We start from the raw sequence: 21716 nt of genomic DNA, 5'->3' as shown, positions 1-21716 counted from the left end.
CAAAGAACACACACTCCGATACGGTGTCGACGAATTCATTGCTACCCGGGCAGCTGCCCCGGGTCCCGGAGGAACGCAATACCGGACGGCCACGTCAAAATGGGAGTCGAGTGGGGCTGGAGCGCCTGTGCGGATGGATGAAGACTCTTCGCCCAAATTCGATGCTGGTCGAAGTACCGTTAGTTGGCCCACCGGATCGTCATGGGTGTACCTGACCTGAGCCCGATCATATCTCGACCCGGTAGCGGCATCGGGACCGCGATACGGCAAGGAAAGGATCATCGCGAGTTACTGGCATTACCCTCGATCAGCAGCGTCGCAGTCCACACCTTCCTCACACCCGCCATCATGACCGAGCACCATGCGAAAGCGACCACCAGGTCCCCTCGCGCAGCGCTCGTTCTCAGTACTGTTCGCGCGATGTTTCGGCGTACTTCAACCGGCGGCGCCCCGTGTCACAGCACGACCACCATTTACGTATCTGCGTCTGTGTTGGCCAGTGTGCGGCGCACGTCGAGGCGTTCCCGGAACCGCGCCACCGTGGCCGCTGTCAGGCCCGCGGTGTCTCCGACGAGCCAACGCCGGTAACGAACCTCTTCCGCCAAGGATGGATCGTCGGTGATCGACGGCGAGGGCAGAAGCGCGTCGACGACCGCCAGGTGCGTGGGCAGTTCGAGCTCGCGTACTCGGTGGTCTTCGATCACGTACGTCAGGTAGCGGTGATAGATCGGTGTGAGCGTGGCATCCAGATCGGTGAGCTGTGTCCGTGCTTCGGCGAGAGCGTCGACATCGATGCCGTCGTTCACGAGCCGGCCGAGCGCGTGCACAGTGCTCAGAAGGGACGCTACCGCTGTTGCCGGCACAGCGACGAAACCGTCCGGCACGAGACTGCGATCGGCGTCCACAGGTACGTCCTCGACGAGGGGAACCTCGCCGGTCAAAGCGCGCTCCGAACTACCCGCCGCCCAGCCGAGACCGATATCTAGTTTGTCGAGTGTGCTCGCCGAAATCGTCGATGAGACAGCGCGCTCGACATTGCTGATCACAGGGCCTGCAGGGCCGCCGCGTGCGGTGACCTGTCGCTGAGTCAGGCCGAGCTCGGTGCGGCGTTGCCGCACCATAATTCCCAATCGCACCGCGTATGGATCCGACACCGACTCGATGCTAGTGCAGCATTCAAGTTTCCGAGACCGAGGCAGCCGCCGGTGCATCGAGGGCGGCGGCGAACTGGATGAAGGCGTTCGTAGCCCTCCCAGTCAGGTTGCCGTCCACTGAGGCCCTTCGTCTCGAACTCCGCAATCAAACAGGATTTAAATGCAGCACTATCTACCAGCACACCGCCAGCCAGGTTAGGCGTCGACCTGAAATTATGCACTGGGTGTCTCGATAGACGATCGTCTAACAGGACTGGTCATAGCTTGGGATGCAACACCCGTTGTCTTGTATTGAGTCGCTAACCACTAGCGCCCATATGGGCAGTAGGTGGTTATAGGTGTGGATCGACCGGAGGCATTGCATAACGGTCGCCTCGGTTATATTGCTGTTCAAGCTGTTCACACAACCGCTCCACAGCGGTGCGGATGAACACCTGCTGGTGCTTCACGCCGGTGAAAGCCTGCGTGTGGGCAATGGTTGCTTCCATCCGCTCCTTCTGTGAGATCGGCATCGACAGGAGAATGTCGCGTGTGCCCTCCATCCTCTTCGACCGCTGCTCTTTACGCTCCCGTGGCTCGTCGGGCTGGCGCCTGACCGGCGCCGACCTTGCCTGCGAGTTGCCCTCTGTCGAGACGTCGCGGGGAGATTCCTCCGGCGCGGGATTACCTTGAGCGAACGCACTACGAGCCCTTCGCGGCGCTGGGAGCTGCGGTTCGGGGATCTTGCTCATTTTTCATCTCTTCTCGTCGCGTCCAGAATCTTGACGAAGTTCTCGTGGAGGTTGCGAATCCTCCCCGAAGGCCGCGGATGCTGGTCAAGCCCCATGCCCACGTTGGTGAGCTTGCTGATGTCGGTCAGCATCGGTATCGGCTCCCCGACTATTGGTATGTCCGCCTCGCGTACGTAATCCTTCAGGTAGGCCAATGTTTTGGCGTGGTCTTGCCGACGCCCGTCAATCTTGTTCACAACCACCCCGGCTATCGGCAGCACCTTGCTCATGTACTGCTCGAGGTCGTCGATCGACTGCCGAATCGCATCGAAGCCGTCAATAGCGTCGAGCTCCGGATTGACAACAATCAGGACGTTGTCTGCGGCGAAGAGGGCCCCTCGTGACACTAGGTCAATCGCCGGACGGCAGTCGATCAGGATGTGCTGGTACTTGCCGGAGACCTCCTTCAGCGCCCTGTTGACGGCCATCTCGCCTCCGGTCTTCCCGACCAACGTGTCCATGACCGCCTGCAGATCGCTGAACCCGCTGGGCAACACATCAATACCTTCACGAGTGGCATGCGTAATCGCGTTTTCGATCGGGCAAGCAACATCGCGGTCTAGGACATCCGCAAAGCTCGCTTCGGGTGGTGATTCGACCGTGTAGCCAGTCAGATGCCGCGTCGAGTTACCCTGCGAGTCAGCGTCCACCACCAGTGTTGTTCTCTGGAGACTGGCGGCGGCATGCGCCAATCCGTTGACGACGGTGGTCTTTCCAACCCCGCCCTTCAGATTCGCGATCGCGGTAATAGTCATATTGGAACCCGTTCTTCCTTTCATGCGAGGGGCGCGGACGGATGTAGGGGCTGTACGCCACCGCTATGGGAAGCAGGCACTGGATAAGCACTGGCCCCATGGACCTATCTAATCACATATTAGCTAACGTAGCCTAGCTTAGTGCAGCATACACTAGATTTACTTATACAGTATAAGATAATATAATTGCCCCTATGGGAATAGGGCTACTCGCAACTACTCGCAACAACCTGCAAGTTGGCCTACGAAAGTGCACGTCAAACCATTTTGTGCCTGGCAGGCGGGGAGTGACGCCGCGTCGACTCAAGCTCATACGCAGTCACAATGAGTGACGCAGCGACCATCAACTCTTGCCGCATACCTTCTGTCCACAGGCCGCCCCTATGGCCCATAGCTCCAACTTGCAGCTCTGGGACGCCAACTTCCTCCCGGCAAACCCTCGCATCAGACCGCACTATCGACTTGCGAAACCACCCATCCTCGGGGCGGCTGAACGCGAGTTCCGCAACTTAGTGCACACGAGACGGCAAACACGGCCAGCCGGGGGAGGAGTGGGAGCACGCGACACCTTTGTACGCACGCACCCTTGGGGGAGCCAACGACTACCCCATAGGGGCAGTAATACGCCCTAGTTCAACGCCCATAGGGGCAGTAATACGCCCTAGTTCAACGTCGTCATTCATCAGCGATGACGGTCTGCTACTTCCGTGGATGCCACCTCGTCGATCCGGTCAACCGCGGGCGACGGAGGATCCGCGACAGCTCGCTCTTGTTCCTCGTCTGCGATGGACGGAGAGAACGGGTGGAAGTTCGCAGCGCGATCCGCGCTCACTCCGGTGGTCTCCTGTCCATTACCGCCGAGGTCGGCTTCGATCTGCGCCAAGCTGACGTCTGGGCGGCCGGAATGGACAGTCAGCCGGATCATTAGGCAGTAAGCACCAACAAACCAGGCAGAGAAGAAGACGACAGCGGCCAGGACCATAAGCACTTCACCCAAAGAAATCTCCCCCGCGGGATTCATGTCGGACATCATTGTCTGAGCACCCGATCCGAGCTGCCACCACCGGACCAGCCGCACCTGATATAATTGTAATGCGCGTACACAGATAGGTGCGTTCCCGGGACTTGTTGACGTCGGTCTCGGTGTTGCGGCAGGACCAAATGGACCCCTGTCTCTGGGCTACCCAAACGAGATCCTTCATGCCCGTAGGCGCCGTGAAGACAGTTCATCACCTGAACTGCGGCTCGTTCACGCCTTGGCGAGGTCTGTCCCTCGTGACGCACGTCCTACTGTGCGAGATGGAGCACGGGCTGCTCCTCGTCGATATCGGTACGGGTATCGACGATGCATTCAGCCCCACCTTTCGACTCGGGCACAGCCCACGCTTCGCAGGCGCACATCTAGCCCCCGGTGAGTCCGCCCTGCAACAGCTTGAAAAGTTGGGGTTTGCCTCCTCTGACGTCACCGACATCGTTACGACACACCTCGATTACGACCACGTCGGAGGTCTTGCAGACTTCCCGTCAGCACGACTGCATACCACCGCGACAGAACTGATGGAAGCCCGGAAACCCGTCCTTACACGTGGAGGACGAATCCGATACAGGCCGGCGCACACCGAGACGATCCGGAATGCAGTTACCTACTCAATTTTCAACGACACCGTGCTCGGCCTGAATACGGCCGAGGTGTCCGGAACGTCCGGAGTTTTCCTGGCCCCCACGCCCGGCCATACGATCGGACACGCTGCTGTCGCAGTCCTCGATCCGGTCCGAGGTTGGCTCGTCCACGCCGGAGACGCCTTCCTGAATCAGGCGTCTATACACCCGCACGCCCCTAAGCGCCTGTCTAACTACGCAATTCAGGCAGTGGAAATGCTTTTGGCGACCGACCGCGCCCAAGTTCGCAAGAACCATTCTCAGTTCCGCGACCTTGCAGCGTCCGGCGTCCGCGTGTTTTGCTCCCACGACGCTGCACAATTGGAGGCCCTGCAGAAGGAGACGCACCTCGTCGCCTCCGTTTAGATACTGGGCCGTCGATCCGAGCTACACGGATCCGAATTGGAAGAAGGAGACACCATGAGTCGGGACACTCGTAGGTCATCTGGGTGGATGCTGTTGGAACTGCTCCAAGACGGCGCAGTGAGCGTGCTGTTCGAGGCCGGCAACTCACGCACCTTCAGTCAGCTCCGTCGACGGAGCAGCTTCAACAGCGCAGGCGTCACCGACGCGGTTCTCAAAGCGGCGACAGCCACCAAGCGGTCCGGCCTTCCCTGCGACGGCCGGACGGCTCTGCCCGATGGCTCGGAGGTCCGCTATGCCGTGCGACCGGTATTCGGTCCGCTCGACGAAGTTTACGGATGCCAGGTGTGGCTCGGTGCCGTCGATGAAGAGATTCTTCCGGCTCGCAACGTAGAAGCGTTTTCCTTCGACATGGCCACGAACCTGACTCATCACGGTCCGGGTGTCGACCTGAATATTCTGTCGGTCGACTCTCTCGCCTCGTCGCGACCCAGCCACGACAACATCTTCTCCTTCTACGACAATTTCCCACGTCAACCTGACCTGGGGCTGTACATCGAGTCAATTCGAGAAGGCGCACCCCGTACAGAGTTTCAGGCCGACATCAGCTTGACTGACGGCCGGGGGATCGGGCGCAACATCCACGCCAGCATGATCAACGTTCACCACCACGACGATGGCCGGACAGAACTCAGGGGCATCCTGCACGAAATAACCGACATTCGGCCTCACACCACCAACTACGCGCTCAGTGTCGCCAAACGCTTCGCTGTGCAGAGCGACCCGGGAGTCGGACGTGCACTGATCGATCTGACCACAGGCATCGCACTGGACTGGATCAATCCGCCCACTGGCTCACTTCTGCCTTGGAACCGAGAGATACCGCAGTTCACCGTCCGCGGCCAACAGGCGTCCATGAACCTGCGTAACCGAGTGTTGCAGGACAGCTCGCTGTACGTCGAGTTTCAGACCCAGGTCAAGTTCGACAGCACCGGTGATCGATGGATCGACATCATCATCGGATACGAACACCACGGGGACAATCAAGGGCTGATGACCGTGCGAGACGCCACAACTGTTCTAGCGCAAAGCTTTTCGACCACATCATGACCACAAGGGGGAGTACGATGTCTGTTGCAACGCTCGCGGAACTGGACGAGGTCACGATCGGTCCCCACCAGTTGAGATCATTCATCGAAGCACTCGACCGATTTCGCGACTTGTTGACAGAGTCGCAGTCGAGCCAAATCGCGCGCGTGACAACCGATTTGCGGGTCGCTCTCGGAAAGTGGCATAAATCGATCTGCGCAAATACCGGGGGAGAGTCGATAGACCGGCTGCCATACAGGAACGATGACGACCTGCCCGAGATCGTCGATTGCGAGACTTACAGCCGGATCGAGCTGCACCTCTCGCGCTTGATTACCAGGCACAGCAACTTCGGTTTTGCGGCTGCGAACGATCCCAGCGAATTGGACAGGTTTTTTCCCGACGCGGCACTAGCGGATATTCGCACTGCTCGGGCGCATCTCAGGCGAGTACTGTCCGAGCTCAAGACCGAGATGCCACGACAGCACCCACGTTCCGTCACTGTGACGGACCGATACATGTCTATTGTCCTGTGGTAGCTCATCCCGCCGAAGCCATCGTCAGGCTCTACGAATCAAACCCACTCCGTAGGGCCTGACGCAACTACTTGTTCAAGGTATTCGGTAGCAGGGGGGAACAAGGCGTTCTCGAACAAGCCTTCTTCAAACGCCGGCGGGGGAGTAGGCAGGTGCGCCTCTTCCCTCCCTACTAGCCACTGCTTCCACACGATGCGTTCCGCTCGGTGCCGGACGATTCGCTCTCGAACGGCCGATCTCAGGCCGTGCCGCTGCGCCAACTCGTCCAAGCCAACCCGTCCTAAACTCACCTCATGATACCGATTCGTCTCGACGAGACCGGCGACCCGGAGGTCCATCAGGGCTTCGTAGCCGCTGGATCGACCGATTCTGACTTCCGCGAGCACGGAGTCTATAGACGCCCCTGATCGACGTTGCACGGCCTCATAGAGTGCCTTTTGTCTATAGCCCAGTACGCTCCAGGCCGGATGCACCGACTCGACTTCCGCGAGCTCTCCAGGAGACCCTCCCTTGGGGTCCTGGACGCCTTCGGCGCCAGCCGTGACCAACGCGTATCTATCGGCTAGTTGGCCCACACCACGCTCAATGAGAAGCAGCGGTGACCCCTGAGCCTCTCTTAGTCGTTCTAGCACCGACCACACTGTCGACTCAGGCAGCATTCCCGCTGCAATCGACAGTGATCTTCCACCAACAGCGACTACGGGTACGCCCTCAACAATCTCGCCGGCCACGGAGGCCGACCAAGCCAGTGCCTGAACGACAACGAGGGTGGTCCATCTGTCGCGCCTACCCTGGTATTCGGATGTCACCCAGGAGAGTGCCTGCTGCTGCCAACGCATAAAGAGGAGATCGCCCGCCCCCCCTGTGTACTTGAACTTGTGCCCGGTATCCCGGACTGGCTCGGGGAGTGTCGACGCGGCCCACTTCAAGGCATTCGCTGCATCCCGCTGCAACGCCAAACGAGGGTCTCGATAGTGGTCGTAAGCGGCTCGCAGGCCCGACCACGCTGGTGTTTGGGCGCGGGCAACGACGTCAGCAACCGTTGCGCCGGCCATGACGAATTGCGTTACGACTGACTGACGTGCCTCCGAACGCGACTTCCACCTGGTTTTGTCAAGGACGCCTCTGGCAGCAAACGCCTGCACAGCCTCTGTGGGAGTGCTCGTCTTGCAGAAGCGCGGGTGGAGGTGCGCGTCGGTGCCCCCACCGACGATCCGTTCCGCATACGTGGCCGCTTGCATGTTGTCGGCGAGAGCTTGCACCGTTCTTTTCGGCCGGTTGGCGACTCGACTGCTGCCGCCGAGAAGTGCGAGTAGGCGCGGTACAGCAGCGGAATCTGATCCCACCACCAGTGCGTCGATGGCGACGTCGAGTTCGCCCTCAAGCCTGCGATACCCGCCGTCCCGGCACAGCGACCCTGGAACCGTGATGCAGCCGGTTGCTGCGTTGCACATCGGCACGATGTCGAGAGTCGGGAGGCGAGCTGCGAGCTGGTCCAGGAGCGGCCTGATCTCTTCGACACTCACAGTGACTCCAGGAGCGAGAGGAACAAGCACGTGCCGCCCGCCTCGGGTGGATCTATCGACAACCGCCCGGCCGCCACATTCGCTCAGCCATTCCAGAACCCTGCACACGTCCTGATCGACGGCCGCCGCGTCGAGATGCTTCGGATCGAAATCCAGCGCGATGACGCGGGCGCGCCCGCGGTAAAAGAGTGGGACTGCGGCCGGCTGAACGGGCCGCTTCGACGTAAGCGGGCGCGTCTGATCGAAGCTGCGCGCAACCGGATCGTAGACACGCATCGACCGACGAGCAGCCAACAATGGCGAAAGCCGCCGCCAAATGAGCTCCGTGGCCGAAGTGCGCACCTCGACACGAGCGTCCAATCTTGAATCTTTGTCAGAGCACGATGTACCCTGAGACTTGTCAAGCACGACAAAGTCCCTTCATAGGGGCAACGCAGTTCGTCGAACTCCCATTCGACTCAGATGAACTCGAGAACCCTCGATCTTGCCCGGATCGGGGGTTTTCTCATTCTCTTCTCTGCGGCGCCAGATATGCAGTTGCGGACTTCCTGGCCTGTACCTTGTTCAGGTATCAGGTAGCAGTGGAAGCGCCTTTTCCGCTCTATGCAGTCTGCTGCAGCACCTCCTGGTTTAAATCACGAACAAGATCGGGTCGCCCGACCGCCATAGCAAGCAGGTCCGCAACGTACTGACTCTCGTCGATACCCCTTGCAGCGCTTTGCATTCGGATCGCAGTCTTTACCTCGACTGGAACACGAGAGGTAACAGGAGCCCTAGTGCCTTTACTTGGCCGTCCCACTTGACTCTCCTACTCTCCGATTGATGCGATCGAGCTGACGGGGCTGAGTCTGCCTCGAGGATGACTCCGAGCGTTGGACGACACGCCGTTTCTGCATCTAAAACTCGAGCCCCGAGCGAAACTTACGCACAGGTCTACATCGAGTCAAGGCGCGCCTTGCGTGCCGCGTTCGTTCGCTCCCACGCCATGCGCACCGCATCGACATCGGTCCTGTAGACACTCGCCATAGATCTCGCGACCTCGTCAGAGAAGGACCGCCGACCCTTCTCGATCTCCGCTACTGCGGTCGGATTCAGCCCCAGGTCGGTCGCGGCCATACGTTGGGTCAAACCCACCCGGATTCGGAGATCGGAGATCCGAAGCCTTTCGTCGTCGATTGGAACAAGGTCGGCTACCGCGACCGTGAGCCACGAGGCGGCCTTCCGGAGAAGAACAGCGGTTGGGATAGAGCGCCCAGACCGCCACGCCGCGACAGACTGGCGGCTGACGCCGATCGCATCCGCCAAATCGTCGTTGCTTGCCCGTTTTCTGGACATTGCCGCATCCAGCGCCGAGGGGCTAAACCCTCGCACACCACTCTGCGGCATCTGCAATCCTTCCGACTGATTTCTGTCTTCCTCAGTCATCTTTCACCCCTCCATGAGCTCGCAGATACCGTTGACAGAGCATAGATTACGTGCAATGCTTTACAGCAGAAGTTGAGTTGATTGCTTTACTGAGGGCATGAAAGGGGGCGACAAGATGGGACGGAGTCTGCTATCTTCCGAATGCACCCGCATTCATGCGGGCCTCCTGGGCGCTGACGACTCGCTCCCAGACGCCGCGCGCAGCCTGATCACAGGCCACGCAGTTGCCTCACCAAACAGCGGACTTGTTTGCATGCGCCCCGCAGCCCTCGCTCCCACGAGTGGTCATCACGCGGAGCACAGCCATGCCCAGATCCGCCGGAACGTCCTGTTGCCCCGGGACGTCGGCACAAAGGGCACATCACCGCTACAAGACCGCAGACAACGGGCCGGTCCCTGACCCGAGCAGCAGAAGACCCCGGATGCCTACGACGCCAATCACAGAGCACCCAGGGCCTTTTCATTGCAACCCCACCATCAGCACAAGCCGTAGCTCCTGTTGTGATGCGGGCTCTTCCAGCCTAGCCGCCTCCTTCAGAAGGTGCGTCCTAGATCTGGAGGACATTCATGCAATCTTCAATCGACAAGATTGCGTTACACCTCGACCGGCCCACAGCGTCCGCTGATCTCTGTCCGGCACTCAACGACAGGGTGCCTGGTATGGCAGCCTGCTCGCTTCCTACGTCCCACCCGCATGTGACACACCAGTTGCGATGCGAGGACACCGGCGAACTTCTCGGCGAGTGGACCGATGCCGACATGACCTTCCGCACGCCTACCGCCGAGCCCCGCAGCGACGGCGGCTTCAGCCAAGCTGCCTGACCCCTCAGAACCCAACTACGGACCATCCCCGGCCGTAGTTGCGAGCTACGCGAGTCGGTGCGCCTTCCCCCAGGCGCACCGGGCAGCGCAGCTCAACCGATGGACCGGCGCGAGGGTCACACGGCGACGCTTCTTCATCGTGTGCCGAACTGCGTGACCCCGCCGGGACATCCCAGAAACGTCCGAATCGACTCCAACAGAAAGGAATACGAGTGCCGTTCTTCTTGCAGTGGATCATCTTCCTGAGTCAATTCATCCGCTAGACAACGGAGCCCGGTCATGGCGCTCGGATCGGGCCCTGCATGTCCCGATCCGAGCGCCACCCGAAATCGATAAGTCCAACCGCGAACGATTCTCAGCGTTACGCGCCGCCGAATAGCGAAATGTACCCGGATCCAGCCAGCGGACGGGTCCACCACCAAGTATTGAAAGGACAGTTTGTTGAACAGCAACAACTCTCAGGGAAGACACCGCGCTGTGGTGGTCGCCGCGCGGTCGACAGTGGTGGCTACCGCTGCCATGTCGGTCGCAGTGGCATTCGCGGGCACTGCGTTCGCCGATGATGTTCAGCCGGGCCTGTCCACCACGACACCGCAGCAACCGGGTCTGTCGACTACCTCTCCGACACCCGCTCCGGCCGCCGAACCCGACTACCTGCCCGGCTACACCCCGCTGTACGACTACTCCGGCGAAACACGCACCGTCGAGGACTACAACGCCGGCCGTCAGACGCCCTCGTACGAAAGCGCCCCTGCGGGCTACGCCACCCCTGCGGCACCGATCCAGGGACCGGCTATCACAGCAGATCCCGAGATTGCGCCTCCGGCACCGCAGCCCGCACCGGTCCCGACGGTGAAGAAGCCGAAGATCGTTCCCGTCGACACTCCGGAGAACACGGTCCTCGTCGGCGCCAACCCTGTCCCGTACGATCCCGCGATCGTCGACCCGACACTTGCTCGACAGATCTCCAACACCTTCCAAGCCATCCAGGCGGACGGAGGCAACCTACTCGTAGACAACGGATTCGCGGACGCACCCCGCGCGGACCGTATCGCCGCAGGCACCGCAGGCGGTGCCGTCACGGGCGCACTGGTCGGCCTCGGGGCCGGTCTCGTTCCCGGAACCGCGATCACACTCGGGGGCGCCGCGATCGGCGCAGGACTCGGCGTCGCGGCGACACCGGTCCTGACTCCGGCGATCATCTGGGGCGGCCCCCTGGGATACGTCTTCGTGCCCGGTGCCGCGGGGTTGGCCGGTGCCGGTGTGGGTGCAGCGATCTCGGCTCCGATCGTCGCGACCACCACGGTCATCGGCGCGGTCACCGGAGGTGTGCTCGGCGGCGCCGCCGCAGGCGGCGAAGCGATCACCATCGAAGAGCCAGCCCCCGCGCCGGTGCCGGAGATCGAGACACCACCTGCGGGCCCGTCGGCCGATCAACTGCCGATCGTTCCGGCCCCGCTGACCACGAATCAGACACCGGACCTTCTGACACAGACTGTCGTCGATACCCCCACCTGGGTGGAACCTGTCCGTACTGCGGTGGAGGGCTTCACCTCCACCGCGCTCGAGCAGCCCGCGATCGCGGACGCAGCCGCCGCCGCTGGACCTGCACTCACGCAGGCCGGGGACGCCATCAACGGTGCCCTGGCCGGTCTCGGCGTAGCGCGAGTCTGATCGCCGGGTGCGGCCGCACACCGTTTCCGGGTGCGGCCGTATCCGAAGGTTCGACTCCCTCACCGCCCGACCGGCAACCACAGCAAGATCCGCTCTCTCGACGTGAAAGGAGAACCACCAGTGGCATTCTCAACCACAGACGACGAACAGTGGTTCACCGCACTGCCCGTAGACCCCGACGCCGCGTCCGCGATGAACCGGCAGGACGCCACACGGCGGCTCGATGACACGAACGAGGCGATCGAGTCGGCGGGCAGCGATACCCACGAGAAGGTGGTGACGCTGCCCGCACCGTCGTCTGGACCGCAATGGGCTGCAGCTCTCGATCACTACACACCCGGCAGCACCACGCCCCCCGGCGACAGTGACGGTGCAGCTGCGGTCACACCAGCGGCGCGTCTGTCGTGGATTCGTCGTCACCGCTCGTCGATGGCAGTCACAGGGTCGGTGGCCGCGCTAATTGCACTCGTTGGCGGTGCGGCCATGATCGTCACCGGCACCGGCGAGGATCAACAGGCCACTGCGGCAGTCGAACTCAGCGTGCATCCGGTCGCTGCGGAGGACTCGTCCAGCAGTGCCGCGGCCACCAGCACAGCAGAAGTCAGCTCGGATGTCCCGCAGTCAGCGGAGCAGTGGTGCGCAGGCCAAAACGGCGGCACCCGCGCAGTCGCCTCGTCGACCGATCCGGATCTGGCCGCGATCGCACGGATCGAAGATGCCTACTACCTCACCCGCGACATCAACGCCGTCAACACCCAACTCGGCGGCGGAGTGGTAGTCGAGCCAGCGGACTTCGCCGCGGCGATGGCTGCGATCCCCGCCGGAACCGATCACTGCGTACTGACCTCACCGCTCGCAGCCGGACAGTATCGGGTGACGGTCATCGAACGCCGACCGAGCGGTGAGGAAAAGCGCTTCACCTCCGCCATGACCGTTCGACGCGCACCCGACGACAAAACCTCCTCCATCGTCGGCATCGGGCAGGTACCCCAGTGACCGGCTCGAATACCGCTGCCGGCGGCCCGGCACCGTCCTACCTGGACTGGCTCACAGCCGAGAACACGACCACCAGCGACCCGGCGGCCGGTGCCGACACTGCGGCGAGCGACCTCGCCGTCCCGGCCGAGCCCAGCGAGCACCACATCGCGAGCCCTGGCGGTCAGGTGACCGTCGTGGCCGGTGCCCACGGCGGGTCCGGTGCCACGATCACCACTCTGTTGTTGGCGATGGTTGCAGCGTCGGAATCCTCGGCGTCGGTGATCGCCCTCGATGGAACCCCGGTCGGCGGCGATCTGACCACCAGAGCGCCCGCGGAGCACTGTCACCCCTCGTGGTGGCAGCACTGGCTCGCCGGCGGCGACGACCCCGCCGCCGACCCCTCTGCCCTCCCTGCCACCGGGTGGACGGCCCTCGGCCGCGACCGCTCCCTCGGCGAAACCGCATCACCGCTTACCGGCGTCGTGTCCGCTCTCGCGTCACCAACCCGTTCGGTGATCGTCGATGCCGGCGCGAGCGTCGGATCACCGTGGTTCGACTCCGCCGCCGACCTGGCCGATCACATCATCGTCACCATCGACGACCGCCCCGGCGCAGCGAATGCCTCCCGCCCGGTCCTGTCGATGCTGCGCCGCCGCCTCGGCACCGAGGAAATGGGTCGCACGGTGCATCTGGTGGTCACCTCCCAACGTCCCGGGGTCGATCACGTCACCGGACCCCTCGCCGACGCCCTGTCCGGCCGCGTCGCGGGAGTGCACCACCTGCCGTACGACTCCGAGATCGCCGCCGGTGTCGGCATCGACCCCTCCCTGTTGTCGCCGCGGTCGTTCACCATCGCCCACCACATCCACACCAGCACCAGCACCAGCAGGGAGGCCACCACACCATGACCGCACCCACCGACGCTGGCCGGCAACGTCAACGCCACCCCGACGCCCCGATCGCCGCGTCACCGATCAGTGAAACCGAACGCATTCACCGAATCGTGTTCAGCCACTACAGCGCACCGCATTCAAGCCCACTACGCAACCACGGGAGCAACCTATGACCACTACCTCCACCGCACCGCCTCTCCGCCGAGCGCTGGTGCTGCGCTCTCTCACTGCGACCGCCCTCACGACGGCGCTCGTGGCAGGCGGCGGCGTGGCGACAGCGACACCGATCGCCCCCGCCGAGCAACCCGCTTCCGGGTGCGATGTGCTGCATGTCTTCGGCTGGCAGGGCACCGGTGAATCCGGCGACTTGGAGGCCACCGACGTCGATACCGGATTCTTGGGCACCGCGATCACCATTCCGCTGCGCTTGGCCGCCGACGACATCGGCCGCACGCTCGTGCCGTACGCGGCGAGCTTCGGCGGAAAAGCCGGGGACAGCAGCGATCTGCCCTACGCGCAGTCCATCGCCGACGGCGTCAGCGCAGGTCTGGATTTTCTCTCCGACTACGCCGCCCGCTGCCCCGGCTCCCCGGTCGCGTTGACCGGATACTCTCAAGGCGCGCAGGTCGCCTCGGAAATCGCCCGCGCCATCGGCGCCGGAGACGGCCCGATTCCGGCGAAAGACGTTGCCGCAGTCGCGTTGTTCTCCGATCCCACCCGGCCCGCGTCGTCGCCGGTGTTCCCCGGATCGTCGAACCCCGATTCCCCTGCCGCCCCTCCCGGCGTGCCCTCGTCCGATCTCGACGGGTTGACGGTCACCGCGCCGGCTGCGGACGGCGGCGGTATCGCACCCTCCGACACCACCGCCTCGGCGTCGGTGCGCATCGGCAGCAGCTCCACCACATCCGGAACGTCGTCGACATCGAGTCCCACACCATCGAGCTCATCGGCGTTCGGACAACTCTCGGGCCGGGTCGCGCAGTTCTGCACCCCCGGCGATCTAGCCTGCTCTCTGCCCGCGCAGTCGACCCTCGCGCAGGTGGTGACCAATATCTCCGGTCAACTGCACCTACAAGAACAGGACCCCCAGCGGACGTTGATCGACCTTGCCGGTGCGGTCGGCGGCGCATCGCTGCGCACCGCCGCCGATGTGGTGAACGAGGACGTCGACTTCAAAAACGGACGCTTCCAGGTCACCTCGGGAGGCGAGACGGTGCTCGGGCGCCTGGCGGAGAACTCCGCGCCGTCCTCCGACACCCCGGAAGCGGACGCGAAGATCGTCCGCGCCGTCGTCAAAGCCGGGGTCATGGGCCTCGGCGCCGCGGTGACCGTAGCGAAGAAAGTCCTCACCCCCGCCACCATCACCGAACTCGCCACCGTCGGGCTGGCGAACCCGCCCGCCGCGCTGGCCTCGCTCGGTGCGAAGGTCGGCGCCGCGGTGGTCTCGCTGTTCCCACCGGCCACGATCTCCTCGGTTCAACGCAAGATCTACCACGAGATCACCCAAGGCATCGAAGACAACAAGGGCCTTCTCACCTTGGCGACCGATGTCCGCTACTGGGACACCGTGCGCCTGCACGGCACCTACGACCAGGTCCCGGTCACCGATACCGGCCAGACCCCAGCGAAGTTCACCGTCGAATGGTTCACCCGCCTCGCGAACGCCCTGACCAATGAGAACACGACAGCCACCAGCTCCACGGTGCCGCCGACGACGCGTACCACCACATCGTCGCCTACAGGCTCGTCGACGACGAGTGGAACCGCAGCGCCTGGTGCACCGACCTCGCAGACGTTGCCGACGATGGCGCCCGTGACCATAGCGCCGACGGCACCGGACGCCGCCGAGTCCGGCGTGCAGGAGTGAGGACCTTCCCCGCCCTGTACTGACCCCGCACCTACACCACCGATTCATCAACGAGACCGAGAGGAGGACCGCAGATGCCCGGCAACAGCGGCAGCACCGGCGCGGCGACGAAGATCGTCGCCGCGGCCGCCGCGCTACTGCTCGGGCTGGTGGTGTCGGTGGTGGTGCTGTTCGTCTCCTCCGGCCCCGACTGCACCGTCCCCGGCACTGCGGAGGCCTCCGGGGAGGTCGGCAGCGCGGGCGGTGGCACAGCAGGGCTTGGCGATCGCCAGCTCGCGATCGCCAAGCAGTCGGTGGCGATCGGTGAAGCTATGGGTGTCTCCGAGCAAGGCATCATCGTCGCCCTGGCGACACAGTCGCAGGAATCGTCGTTCCGTCTGCTCGCGAACTCCAATGTCCCCGACTCGCTGAACTACCCGCACGACGGTGTCGGCTCGGATCACCTATCGGTCAACAGCTATCAGCAGCAGGTCACGATCTGGGGCGACACCCCGACCCTGATGAATCAGACGACCGCGAACCGGTTGTTCTACGAGGCATTGCTCGCGGTTCCGGGGTGGGAGTCGATGCCGGTCACCGTTGCCGCCCAAACTGTCCAGGGCTCGGCGTATCCCGACGCTTACGCCGACGACGAAACGCTCGCCCGCACCCTCTACGACGAGCTCAAAGGCGCTGGCGGGGAACTCTCCGCCGCCGACAAGCAGATCCTCGCCGACGCCGGCACAGCTGCGACGGCCGAGGCGACCACGGTCGTCGACGGCGGATCAGCGGCCGGCTGCGCGGAAGGGGTGTCCAATCCGAACGGCCCGACCTTCACTCCCGGTGGCCCGTTCGGTGCGAACGTCATCGCCGCTGCGATGCGCTGGCTCGGCACCCCCTACGCGTGGGGCGGCGGCAACTCGGGCGGTCCCACCAACGGAATCAGTGACGGCGGCGGCGCAGCCGATGCCCACGGAGACACCGGCAAAACCGGGTTCGACTGCTCCGGCCTGACCCTGTACGCCGTCTTCCAAGCCTCCGGTGGGGCGATCAGTCTCGATCACTACACCGGCGACACTAGCGCCCCCGGACAGCTCTACGACCCACGCGGGCAGGACATTCCGCTGGATCAGAAACAGCCCGGCGATCTGATCTATTTCGGATCCGGCGGCAACACCCATCACGTCGGCATCTACTACGGCACCCCGAACGGCACCGAGATGTTGCTCAACGCCCCGCAGTCCGGGGACGTCGTGAAAGTACAACCTCTGTCCGACTTTTCAGGAGAAACGATGTATGTCAGGAGATTCGGATGAACACCAGAACACACCGACCGAACCACCGAGTTCGGACGGCCGCCGCGGCTGCCGCCCTCGCCGCGCTCACAGCCACCATCGTCGGTTGTGGAACATCCACCGACCCCGCACTGCCGACCACCACCGCTGCTCCCGCCCCGGCGTGCAGCGCCGGGATCGACCAGTTCAGCCGAGCGGACCTGTGCGATCCGGAAGCCGTGATGACCGCCGCCCTGTCGACCCTGTACTCCTACCACCCCGCCACACAAAACCAGAAGGGCGTCGATATCGACTCGGCGGCCACGTTGCTCGACCCCGGCTATCTGGACCGCCTCGGTGTCTCCTACTCCGCGCTCGCCCCCGTCACCGGCAACACCTGGGAGCAGTGGAAAGCCGACGAAGCCACGATCACCGCGACCGCAGTCGTCGCGAGTGATGATCACCCTGCCGACACCGAGAGCACTGTTGCCCGGGTCGTTGCGGTGCACCAAGCCGTCGTCGATGCCTCCGGTACCGAGACCGAGCAGCTTGCCCCGCTCGCGATCTACACCACCGCTACCCGCACCGCCTCGGGTGGTTGGGCTGTGAGCGGGGTGAACGTGCGATGAGCATCCCCCACCTGCGCTCGCACGGCGATGAACCGGACCCGCCGCACGCGCCGGCCGAGATCCCGGCGGGCGGCGCCCGGGTATGGCCCGGTCCTGTCCCCCGCACCCCGGAGTGCGCGGACCATCCGCTCGTGTGGTTATTGGGCGCGCACGGCGGCTCCGCGGTCTCCACCCTGACCGCCTCGTTGGAGTGGGCCGGGGATGCACAGCGCCGGTGGCCGTCCGGCGGACACGGGGATTCGCCGCTGGTGGCGATCGTCGCCCGCGCCGACGCCGCCGGCCTCGCCGCCGCGCACCGGGTGTTGATGGCGCACCACAACAAGGAGATCCCCGAGCAGATCCGGCTGTTGGGTTTGATCACTGTCCCCTACACCGACCGTCCCCGCAGCCGCGACATCACCCGCGAACTGGACCGTGTCGAATCCCTCGCCCCGGCCGCGTGGCGTCTGGGCTGGATCGAACCCTGGCGGCACCTGCTGCCCTCCGATCTGCCCTCGTGGGGGCCGCACTCGGTCCTGCCAGCCGACAAACGCGCCCGAGGTGATCTCCGCGCCGTGCCGGTCGCCCCGATCCGCGAGCACTTGCACCCCGGCCTGCTCGCCGCCGCCGCGGCTGCGCTGAAACCGCCGTGATCGCCGGTCGACCGCCGTCTGATCCAGATTCACACCGAACCGAACCCACACGAGTAAACCCGCCCTTACACGAAAGGCCATGAACACCATGCTCGTTCACACCCTCTACACACTCACCGACACCGCATTCGCAGCCCAGGCTGCCTCGGCCCCGGATGTGCTCGCGCAGGTCGGCCCGTCCGGCGTGCAGGCCCCGCCCGGGGAAGCGAAGTACCAGATGCTGATGAACATCGCCCTGTGGGTCGGGGTCGCTGTGCTGGCCGTCGTCGGTGTCTTCGCCGGAGTGAAGTTCGCGATCGGTCACCAGGACGGCACCAACACCCGCGGCCAGCAGATGGGGCTGGCGGCCATCGGTATCGGGGCCGTGTTCGCCGGCACCGCAACGGTACTGGTCAACACGCTCGCCTTCTGATGAAAGCGCCCGCCCTCGCAGCCCTATCGGCGACTGTGCTCGCACAAATCCCGTCCGGGGACGACCGCAGAGACCCACCGGCTGAGGTGACCGCGCAGTTCGAGCAGCTCGGTCGTTGGTTCTTCTGGGGAGTGACGGGCGCGCTCGCAGTCGCCGGGGTCATGGCCGGGGTGTACCTGGCCGTCGCCTACCACCAGCACGGACAACTCGGCGAAGGCGAAAAACGTATAGCGATCGTCGCGGTCTGCGCCGTCGTCGTCGGCACCAGCGGTGGCTGGGCCCCGATCCTCCTCTGACCGGCAACACCGACAAACCCGGCCCGCGAACTACCGACAGGAACAACACATGACGAAGCAGCGCAACAGATTCCGAACACACAGGCGACGCGGCGCCGCCGTTGTGGTCGCTGCCGCGGCCATCGCGGCTATCGCCGGATGCGGCAATAGCGGCGACGATGGCGATACCGTCGCCGACAACGCTCGGCCCGTCGACACGGCCGCCGCCCCGGCGCAAGTGACCTGGCAGCCTTATCAGGGCGTGCAAGTGCCCTACTCCGGCGTCGACGGACCCACCGACAACATCACCTCTGCGGCCCCGACCGGGTATTCCCACACCCCGCAGGGTGCTGTCCTGGCCGCGATTCAAGGGCAAACCCGCCTGGCGCTGGCCCCGGATTCTGCGTGGGCACAGACCACCTCGACCCTCGTTGCGGCCGGTGCCGGCCGCGATTCTTACGCGGTCGCCCGTGCAGGCGCGTCGATCACCGCACCGGCCGATCCGGCGTCGACGGCGACGTTCAGCGGGTTTCGGGTCGCCGAGTATCGCGACGAACAAGCCGACATCGACCTGGTCACAACCATGCCCGGCGGGCAACTCACTTCCGTCCCGGTGACCGTGCTCTGGCGCGGGGACGACTGGAAGATCGCCCTCCCCGCCCCCGACACCGGTGGCGACGGCACCAGCGGTGACGCGGCCGCCGATGCCGAGTGGGACGCCCCCGCCGATACCGATCCCGTCGCGCTGGCCTCGCTCGACGGGTTCACCGCCTTCTCCGCCGACACCGACTGACCACTGACGCCCGCCGCCGCTCTCGTACCCGGAAAGGTCGCCGAACCCGCGATGAAAGAATCACCCACCACCCCTGACACCGATTCCTCCGGCTGGCTCGACACGCATCCGAAAACCAAGTGGCTGGCGACCTCTCGCACCACCGGCTACTTCTCCGCTGCGGTCGTGGTCCTCGTGGTGGTGTTGGTGTTGATCGTCGTCGTCCGTGGCCGCGGCGACGATGCTCCCACTGCCGCGCCGCCGGCGTCCCCGGTGACCGTCTCGACAACCACTGCCCCACAACCCGATCCGAGTGGCGTCGATGGTTTCGGACCGTCCATCGCAGACCCGTTCGGCCGCGAGATCTCCGTACCGATCAACGAACAAGGCCAGGTGCTGACCCAGAACGATCCCGGAGAGCGACCTCCTTTCATCACTGGAACACCCGTTCCGGCGCCGGAGGGCATCAGATGGGAACGCATCGGCGCAACAGTAGCGCCGTTCTCCACCTCCGACGGGCCCACCCGCATCGAAGGACGCCTCGCGTACGGCTTCGCCCGCACACCGCAAGGCGCAGCACTGGCCGGTTTTCATATCGGAGCGCGCGGTCTGCGCAGCGGTGAAGATCTCTGGGCCACATACGACAAGCAGTATGTTGCCGATCCCGGGGTGATCGAACGTCAACGCGCCCGTCTCGAAGCCAGCGGAGATGAGAACTTCCAAGTCGGTCGAGCTCTGGTGTTCCCGGAAGCCTTCAAGATCACCTCCTACAGCGGCGATTTCGCGGTCGTGCAGTACGCCTTGCCCATCACCGGCGGTGGACGGTGGAACGTCGGACAGAACTCGCTCGTGTGGACTGCCGACGGATGGAAGATTCGTCTCACAGATGTGCAAACCCCGTTACCGCAGATTTCCACGCTGAACGGGTGGACACGATGGTGACCACGACTACGCGGCTACTACGCGCGCTGATACTCGCTCTGCTCGTGGGACTGAGCGCTCTGCTCATCGCTCCCACCGCGTCCGCGCAACCAGCCGACTCCGACACCAGCGAACAAGCGCCCGCTGCCGAAGATTCCGGTGATGACGGCCTGTTCGGGCTGTGCGACGCACTTCCCGACGCGGTCGCTGATGTCCCATTGATCGGGGGCATCGGCGCAGGCACCGTGTGCACCGGAGTGGCTGCTGTCGCTGATCCTGGCGCTGCGGTCGGCAAGGTGACCGAATGGGCCGCCTCCGGGGCTGTCGGGGAGGCAGCGCAGGCGTTCCTCGAGGGTTTCGGTGAGGCGATCAATCTGATGTTCACCTGGTGGCTGAACATTCCGCTGCCCGATCTGGCCGACCCGGCCTCGGTGGGGGCCTTTCACGGGTATCTGTACTGGATCACTGCCTCGGTGCTGGCTGTCTCGATCGCGGTGTCGATGGTGCGTCTGGCGTTCGCGCACGCCGCTGCCCGTAGCGAACGCGCCTACGAATCGGCCCGCCTGTTGGTGCGGACCGTCTTTGCAGCCTCGACGTTCGCGCCGGTTCTCGTCGCCGCGCACGCAGGGTCAGTGGCGATGGGCCGCTGGCTCGTCGACGACGCCGCCCGCGGCAACATCGGCGACGTCCTGGGCAACCTCCTCGACGTCACACAGATTTCCGGGGAGCTCTCGGCCGGACTGATGTTCATCTTCGGGATCCTCGGCATCGTCGGCGCACTGGTCCAAGCGGTGTTCGTGGTCATTCAATACGCGCTGATCATCGCCGTCGCCGGGTTCTTGCCGTTCGCGGCCGCCGGCTCGGGCACCGTCGCCGGTGAGCAGGCGTACAAGAAGATGCTCGGCTTCGCTCTCGCCACGGTGTTGTTTCCGCTGCTCTCCGGCGGTGTTTACGCCCTCGCACTGTGGACTGCGGGCGGCGACGATGCGATGTCGCGGCTGTGCGGCATGGCACTACTCGCGCTGTCGTGCCTGTGCCTGCCGGTGTTGCTGCGCCTGATCATGCCCGCCGTTGCGGCCTCGGGCGGTGGATCGGGGGCGGCGGCGCTCGCCGGGATCGGGGTCGGCACGGGGGCTGCGACCGGTGCGGTGATGCAGATGACCTCCTCCCAAGGCGGCGGCAGTTCCTCCTCCACGACGGCCGCGCAGTCCGGTGGCCGCAGCCCTGATTCCCCGACCGGCGCGGCCCCCACTCCGCCGTCCGGTGGCGGTGGGCAGGCCGGTACCAGCGGAGCCGCTGGCGCTGCCGGTG

General features: G+C 64.3%; 23 protein-coding genes. 17 read left to right on the top strand and 6 right to left on the bottom strand.

Annotated elements, in window-relative coordinates; translation table 11 throughout:
* Positions 1-473: 473 nt before the first annotated feature.
* From BH95_RS00110 to BH95_RS00095, 4 genes are all read right to left on the bottom strand, one after another.
* A complete protein-coding gene (locus BH95_RS00110; protein ID WP_157772998.1) occupies positions 474-1154 on the bottom strand; it encodes a helix-turn-helix domain-containing protein in 681 nt (226 codons plus the stop codon).
* Between the two features lie 332 nt (positions 1155-1486).
* Positions 1487-1885: a hypothetical protein gene (locus BH95_RS29310; RefSeq protein ID WP_230595578.1), complete on the bottom strand. Its 399-nt coding sequence runs from the start codon at positions 1883-1885 to the stop codon at positions 1487-1489.
* Positions 1882-2679: a ParA family protein gene (locus BH95_RS00100; protein ID WP_037140522.1), complete on the bottom strand. Its 798-nt coding sequence runs from the start codon at positions 2677-2679 to the stop codon at positions 1882-1884. The genes BH95_RS29310 and BH95_RS00100 overlap by 4 nt, the downstream gene beginning before the upstream one ends.
* A 682-nt stretch (positions 2680-3361) precedes the next feature.
* A complete protein-coding gene (locus BH95_RS00095) occupies positions 3362-3712 on the bottom strand; it encodes a hypothetical protein (RefSeq protein WP_037180456.1) in 351 nt (116 codons plus the stop codon).
* 167 nt (positions 3713-3879) lie between these two features.
* On the opposite strand from BH95_RS00095, the gene BH95_RS00090 reads away from it, so the two are divergent.
* The 3 genes from BH95_RS00090 to BH95_RS00080 are packed head-to-tail and all read left to right on the top strand — an operon-like array spanning position 3880 to position 6329.
* Entirely contained in the window at positions 3880-4704 is an 825-nt protein-coding gene (locus BH95_RS00090; RefSeq protein WP_037180546.1) for an MBL fold metallo-hydrolase, read from the top strand.
* 54 nt (positions 4705-4758) lie between these two features.
* Complete coding sequence (locus BH95_RS00085; protein WP_157772996.1) at positions 4759-5811, top strand: GAF domain-containing protein; 1053 nt, start codon at positions 4759-4761, stop codon at positions 5809-5811.
* Between the two features lie 17 nt (positions 5812-5828).
* Positions 5829-6329, top strand: coding sequence for a hypothetical protein (locus BH95_RS00080; RefSeq protein WP_143546993.1), 501 nt, complete (start codon positions 5829-5831; stop codon positions 6327-6329).
* A gap of 35 nt (positions 6330-6364) precedes the next feature.
* Here the strand turns inward: BH95_RS00080 and BH95_RS00075 are convergent, their stop codons facing one another.
* Positions 6365-7852: a hypothetical protein gene (locus BH95_RS00075; protein WP_157772994.1), complete on the bottom strand. Its 1488-nt coding sequence runs from the start codon at positions 7850-7852 to the stop codon at positions 6365-6367.
* A 933-nt stretch (positions 7853-8785) separates the two neighbouring features.
* A complete protein-coding gene (locus tag BH95_RS00065; RefSeq protein WP_052059907.1) occupies positions 8786-9277 on the bottom strand; it encodes a helix-turn-helix domain-containing protein in 492 nt (163 codons plus the stop codon).
* A 660-nt stretch (positions 9278-9937) separates the two neighbouring features.
* Between BH95_RS00065 and BH95_RS29200 the strand changes: the two genes are divergently transcribed.
* The 14 genes from BH95_RS29200 to BH95_RS00005 form a co-directional block, all read left to right on the top strand.
* The gene (locus BH95_RS29200) at positions 9938-10099 is read left to right on the top strand and encodes a hypothetical protein (protein ID WP_157772992.1); all 162 of its coding nucleotides are present in this window, start codon (positions 9938-9940) and stop codon (positions 10097-10099) included.
* A 441-nt stretch (positions 10100-10540) separates the two neighbouring features.
* The gene (locus BH95_RS00060) at positions 10541-11773 is read left to right on the top strand and encodes a hypothetical protein (RefSeq protein ID WP_244164731.1); all 1233 of its coding nucleotides are present in this window, start codon (positions 10541-10543) and stop codon (positions 11771-11773) included.
* Between the two features lie 120 nt (positions 11774-11893).
* On the top strand, positions 11894-12769 hold the full coding sequence (locus BH95_RS00055) for a hypothetical protein (protein WP_037180452.1): 876 nt from the start codon (positions 11894-11896) through the stop codon (positions 12767-12769).
* Positions 12766-13659 (top strand): MinD/ParA family ATP-binding protein, encoded by an 894-nt coding sequence (locus BH95_RS00050; protein WP_037180451.1) that lies wholly within the window; start codon positions 12766-12768, stop codon positions 13657-13659. Before BH95_RS00055 ends, BH95_RS00050 begins: the two co-directional genes overlap by 4 nt.
* The gene (locus BH95_RS28625; protein WP_157772990.1) at positions 13656-13817 is read left to right on the top strand and encodes a hypothetical protein; all 162 of its coding nucleotides are present in this window, start codon (positions 13656-13658) and stop codon (positions 13815-13817) included. Before BH95_RS00050 ends, BH95_RS28625 begins: the two co-directional genes overlap by 4 nt.
* A complete protein-coding gene (locus tag BH95_RS00045; protein WP_052059906.1) occupies positions 13814-15511 on the top strand; it encodes a cutinase family protein in 1698 nt (565 codons plus the stop codon). Before BH95_RS28625 ends, BH95_RS00045 begins: the two co-directional genes overlap by 4 nt.
* 74 nt (positions 15512-15585) lie before the next feature.
* Positions 15586-16806: a C40 family peptidase gene (locus tag BH95_RS28075; RefSeq protein WP_080737912.1), complete on the top strand. Its 1221-nt coding sequence runs from the start codon at positions 15586-15588 to the stop codon at positions 16804-16806.
* The gene (locus tag BH95_RS00035; RefSeq protein WP_037180450.1) at positions 16803-17393 is read left to right on the top strand and encodes a hypothetical protein; all 591 of its coding nucleotides are present in this window, start codon (positions 16803-16805) and stop codon (positions 17391-17393) included. Before BH95_RS28075 ends, BH95_RS00035 begins: the two co-directional genes overlap by 4 nt.
* A gap of 131 nt (positions 17394-17524) precedes the next feature.
* Entirely contained in the window at positions 17525-18025 is a 501-nt protein-coding gene (locus BH95_RS00030) for a hypothetical protein (RefSeq protein ID WP_157772988.1), read from the top strand.
* A 79-nt stretch (positions 18026-18104) separates the two neighbouring features.
* On the top strand, positions 18105-18437 hold the full coding sequence (locus tag BH95_RS27660) for a hypothetical protein (RefSeq protein WP_052059904.1): 333 nt from the start codon (positions 18105-18107) through the stop codon (positions 18435-18437).
* Positions 18437-18733 (top strand): hypothetical protein, encoded by a 297-nt coding sequence (locus tag BH95_RS00020; RefSeq protein ID WP_052059903.1) that lies wholly within the window; start codon positions 18437-18439, stop codon positions 18731-18733. Before BH95_RS27660 ends, BH95_RS00020 begins: the two co-directional genes overlap by 1 nt.
* 49 nt (positions 18734-18782) lie before the next feature.
* Complete coding sequence (locus tag BH95_RS00015) at positions 18783-19505, top strand: hypothetical protein (RefSeq protein WP_052059902.1); 723 nt, start codon at positions 18783-18785, stop codon at positions 19503-19505.
* A 51-nt stretch (positions 19506-19556) separates the two neighbouring features.
* Positions 19557-20426 carry a hypothetical protein gene (locus tag BH95_RS00010; protein ID WP_037180445.1) on the top strand — a complete coding sequence of 290 codons (870 nt, stop codon included), beginning with the start codon at positions 19557-19559 and terminating at the stop codon, positions 20424-20426.
* Positions 20420-21716, top strand: a 1297-nt coding sequence (locus BH95_RS00005) for a hypothetical protein (protein WP_157772986.1), incomplete at its 3' end; no start/stop codon positions are given. The genes BH95_RS00010 and BH95_RS00005, both read left to right, overlap by 7 nt.

Source organism: Rhodococcoides fascians A44A (assembly GCF_000760735.1).
GTDB classification, from domain to species: Bacteria; Actinomycetota; Actinomycetes; order Mycobacteriales; family Mycobacteriaceae; genus Rhodococcoides; species Rhodococcoides fascians_E.
The sequence above is the reverse complement of the archived record's forward strand: the minus strand, read 5'-3'. Positions and strand labels throughout refer to the sequence as shown.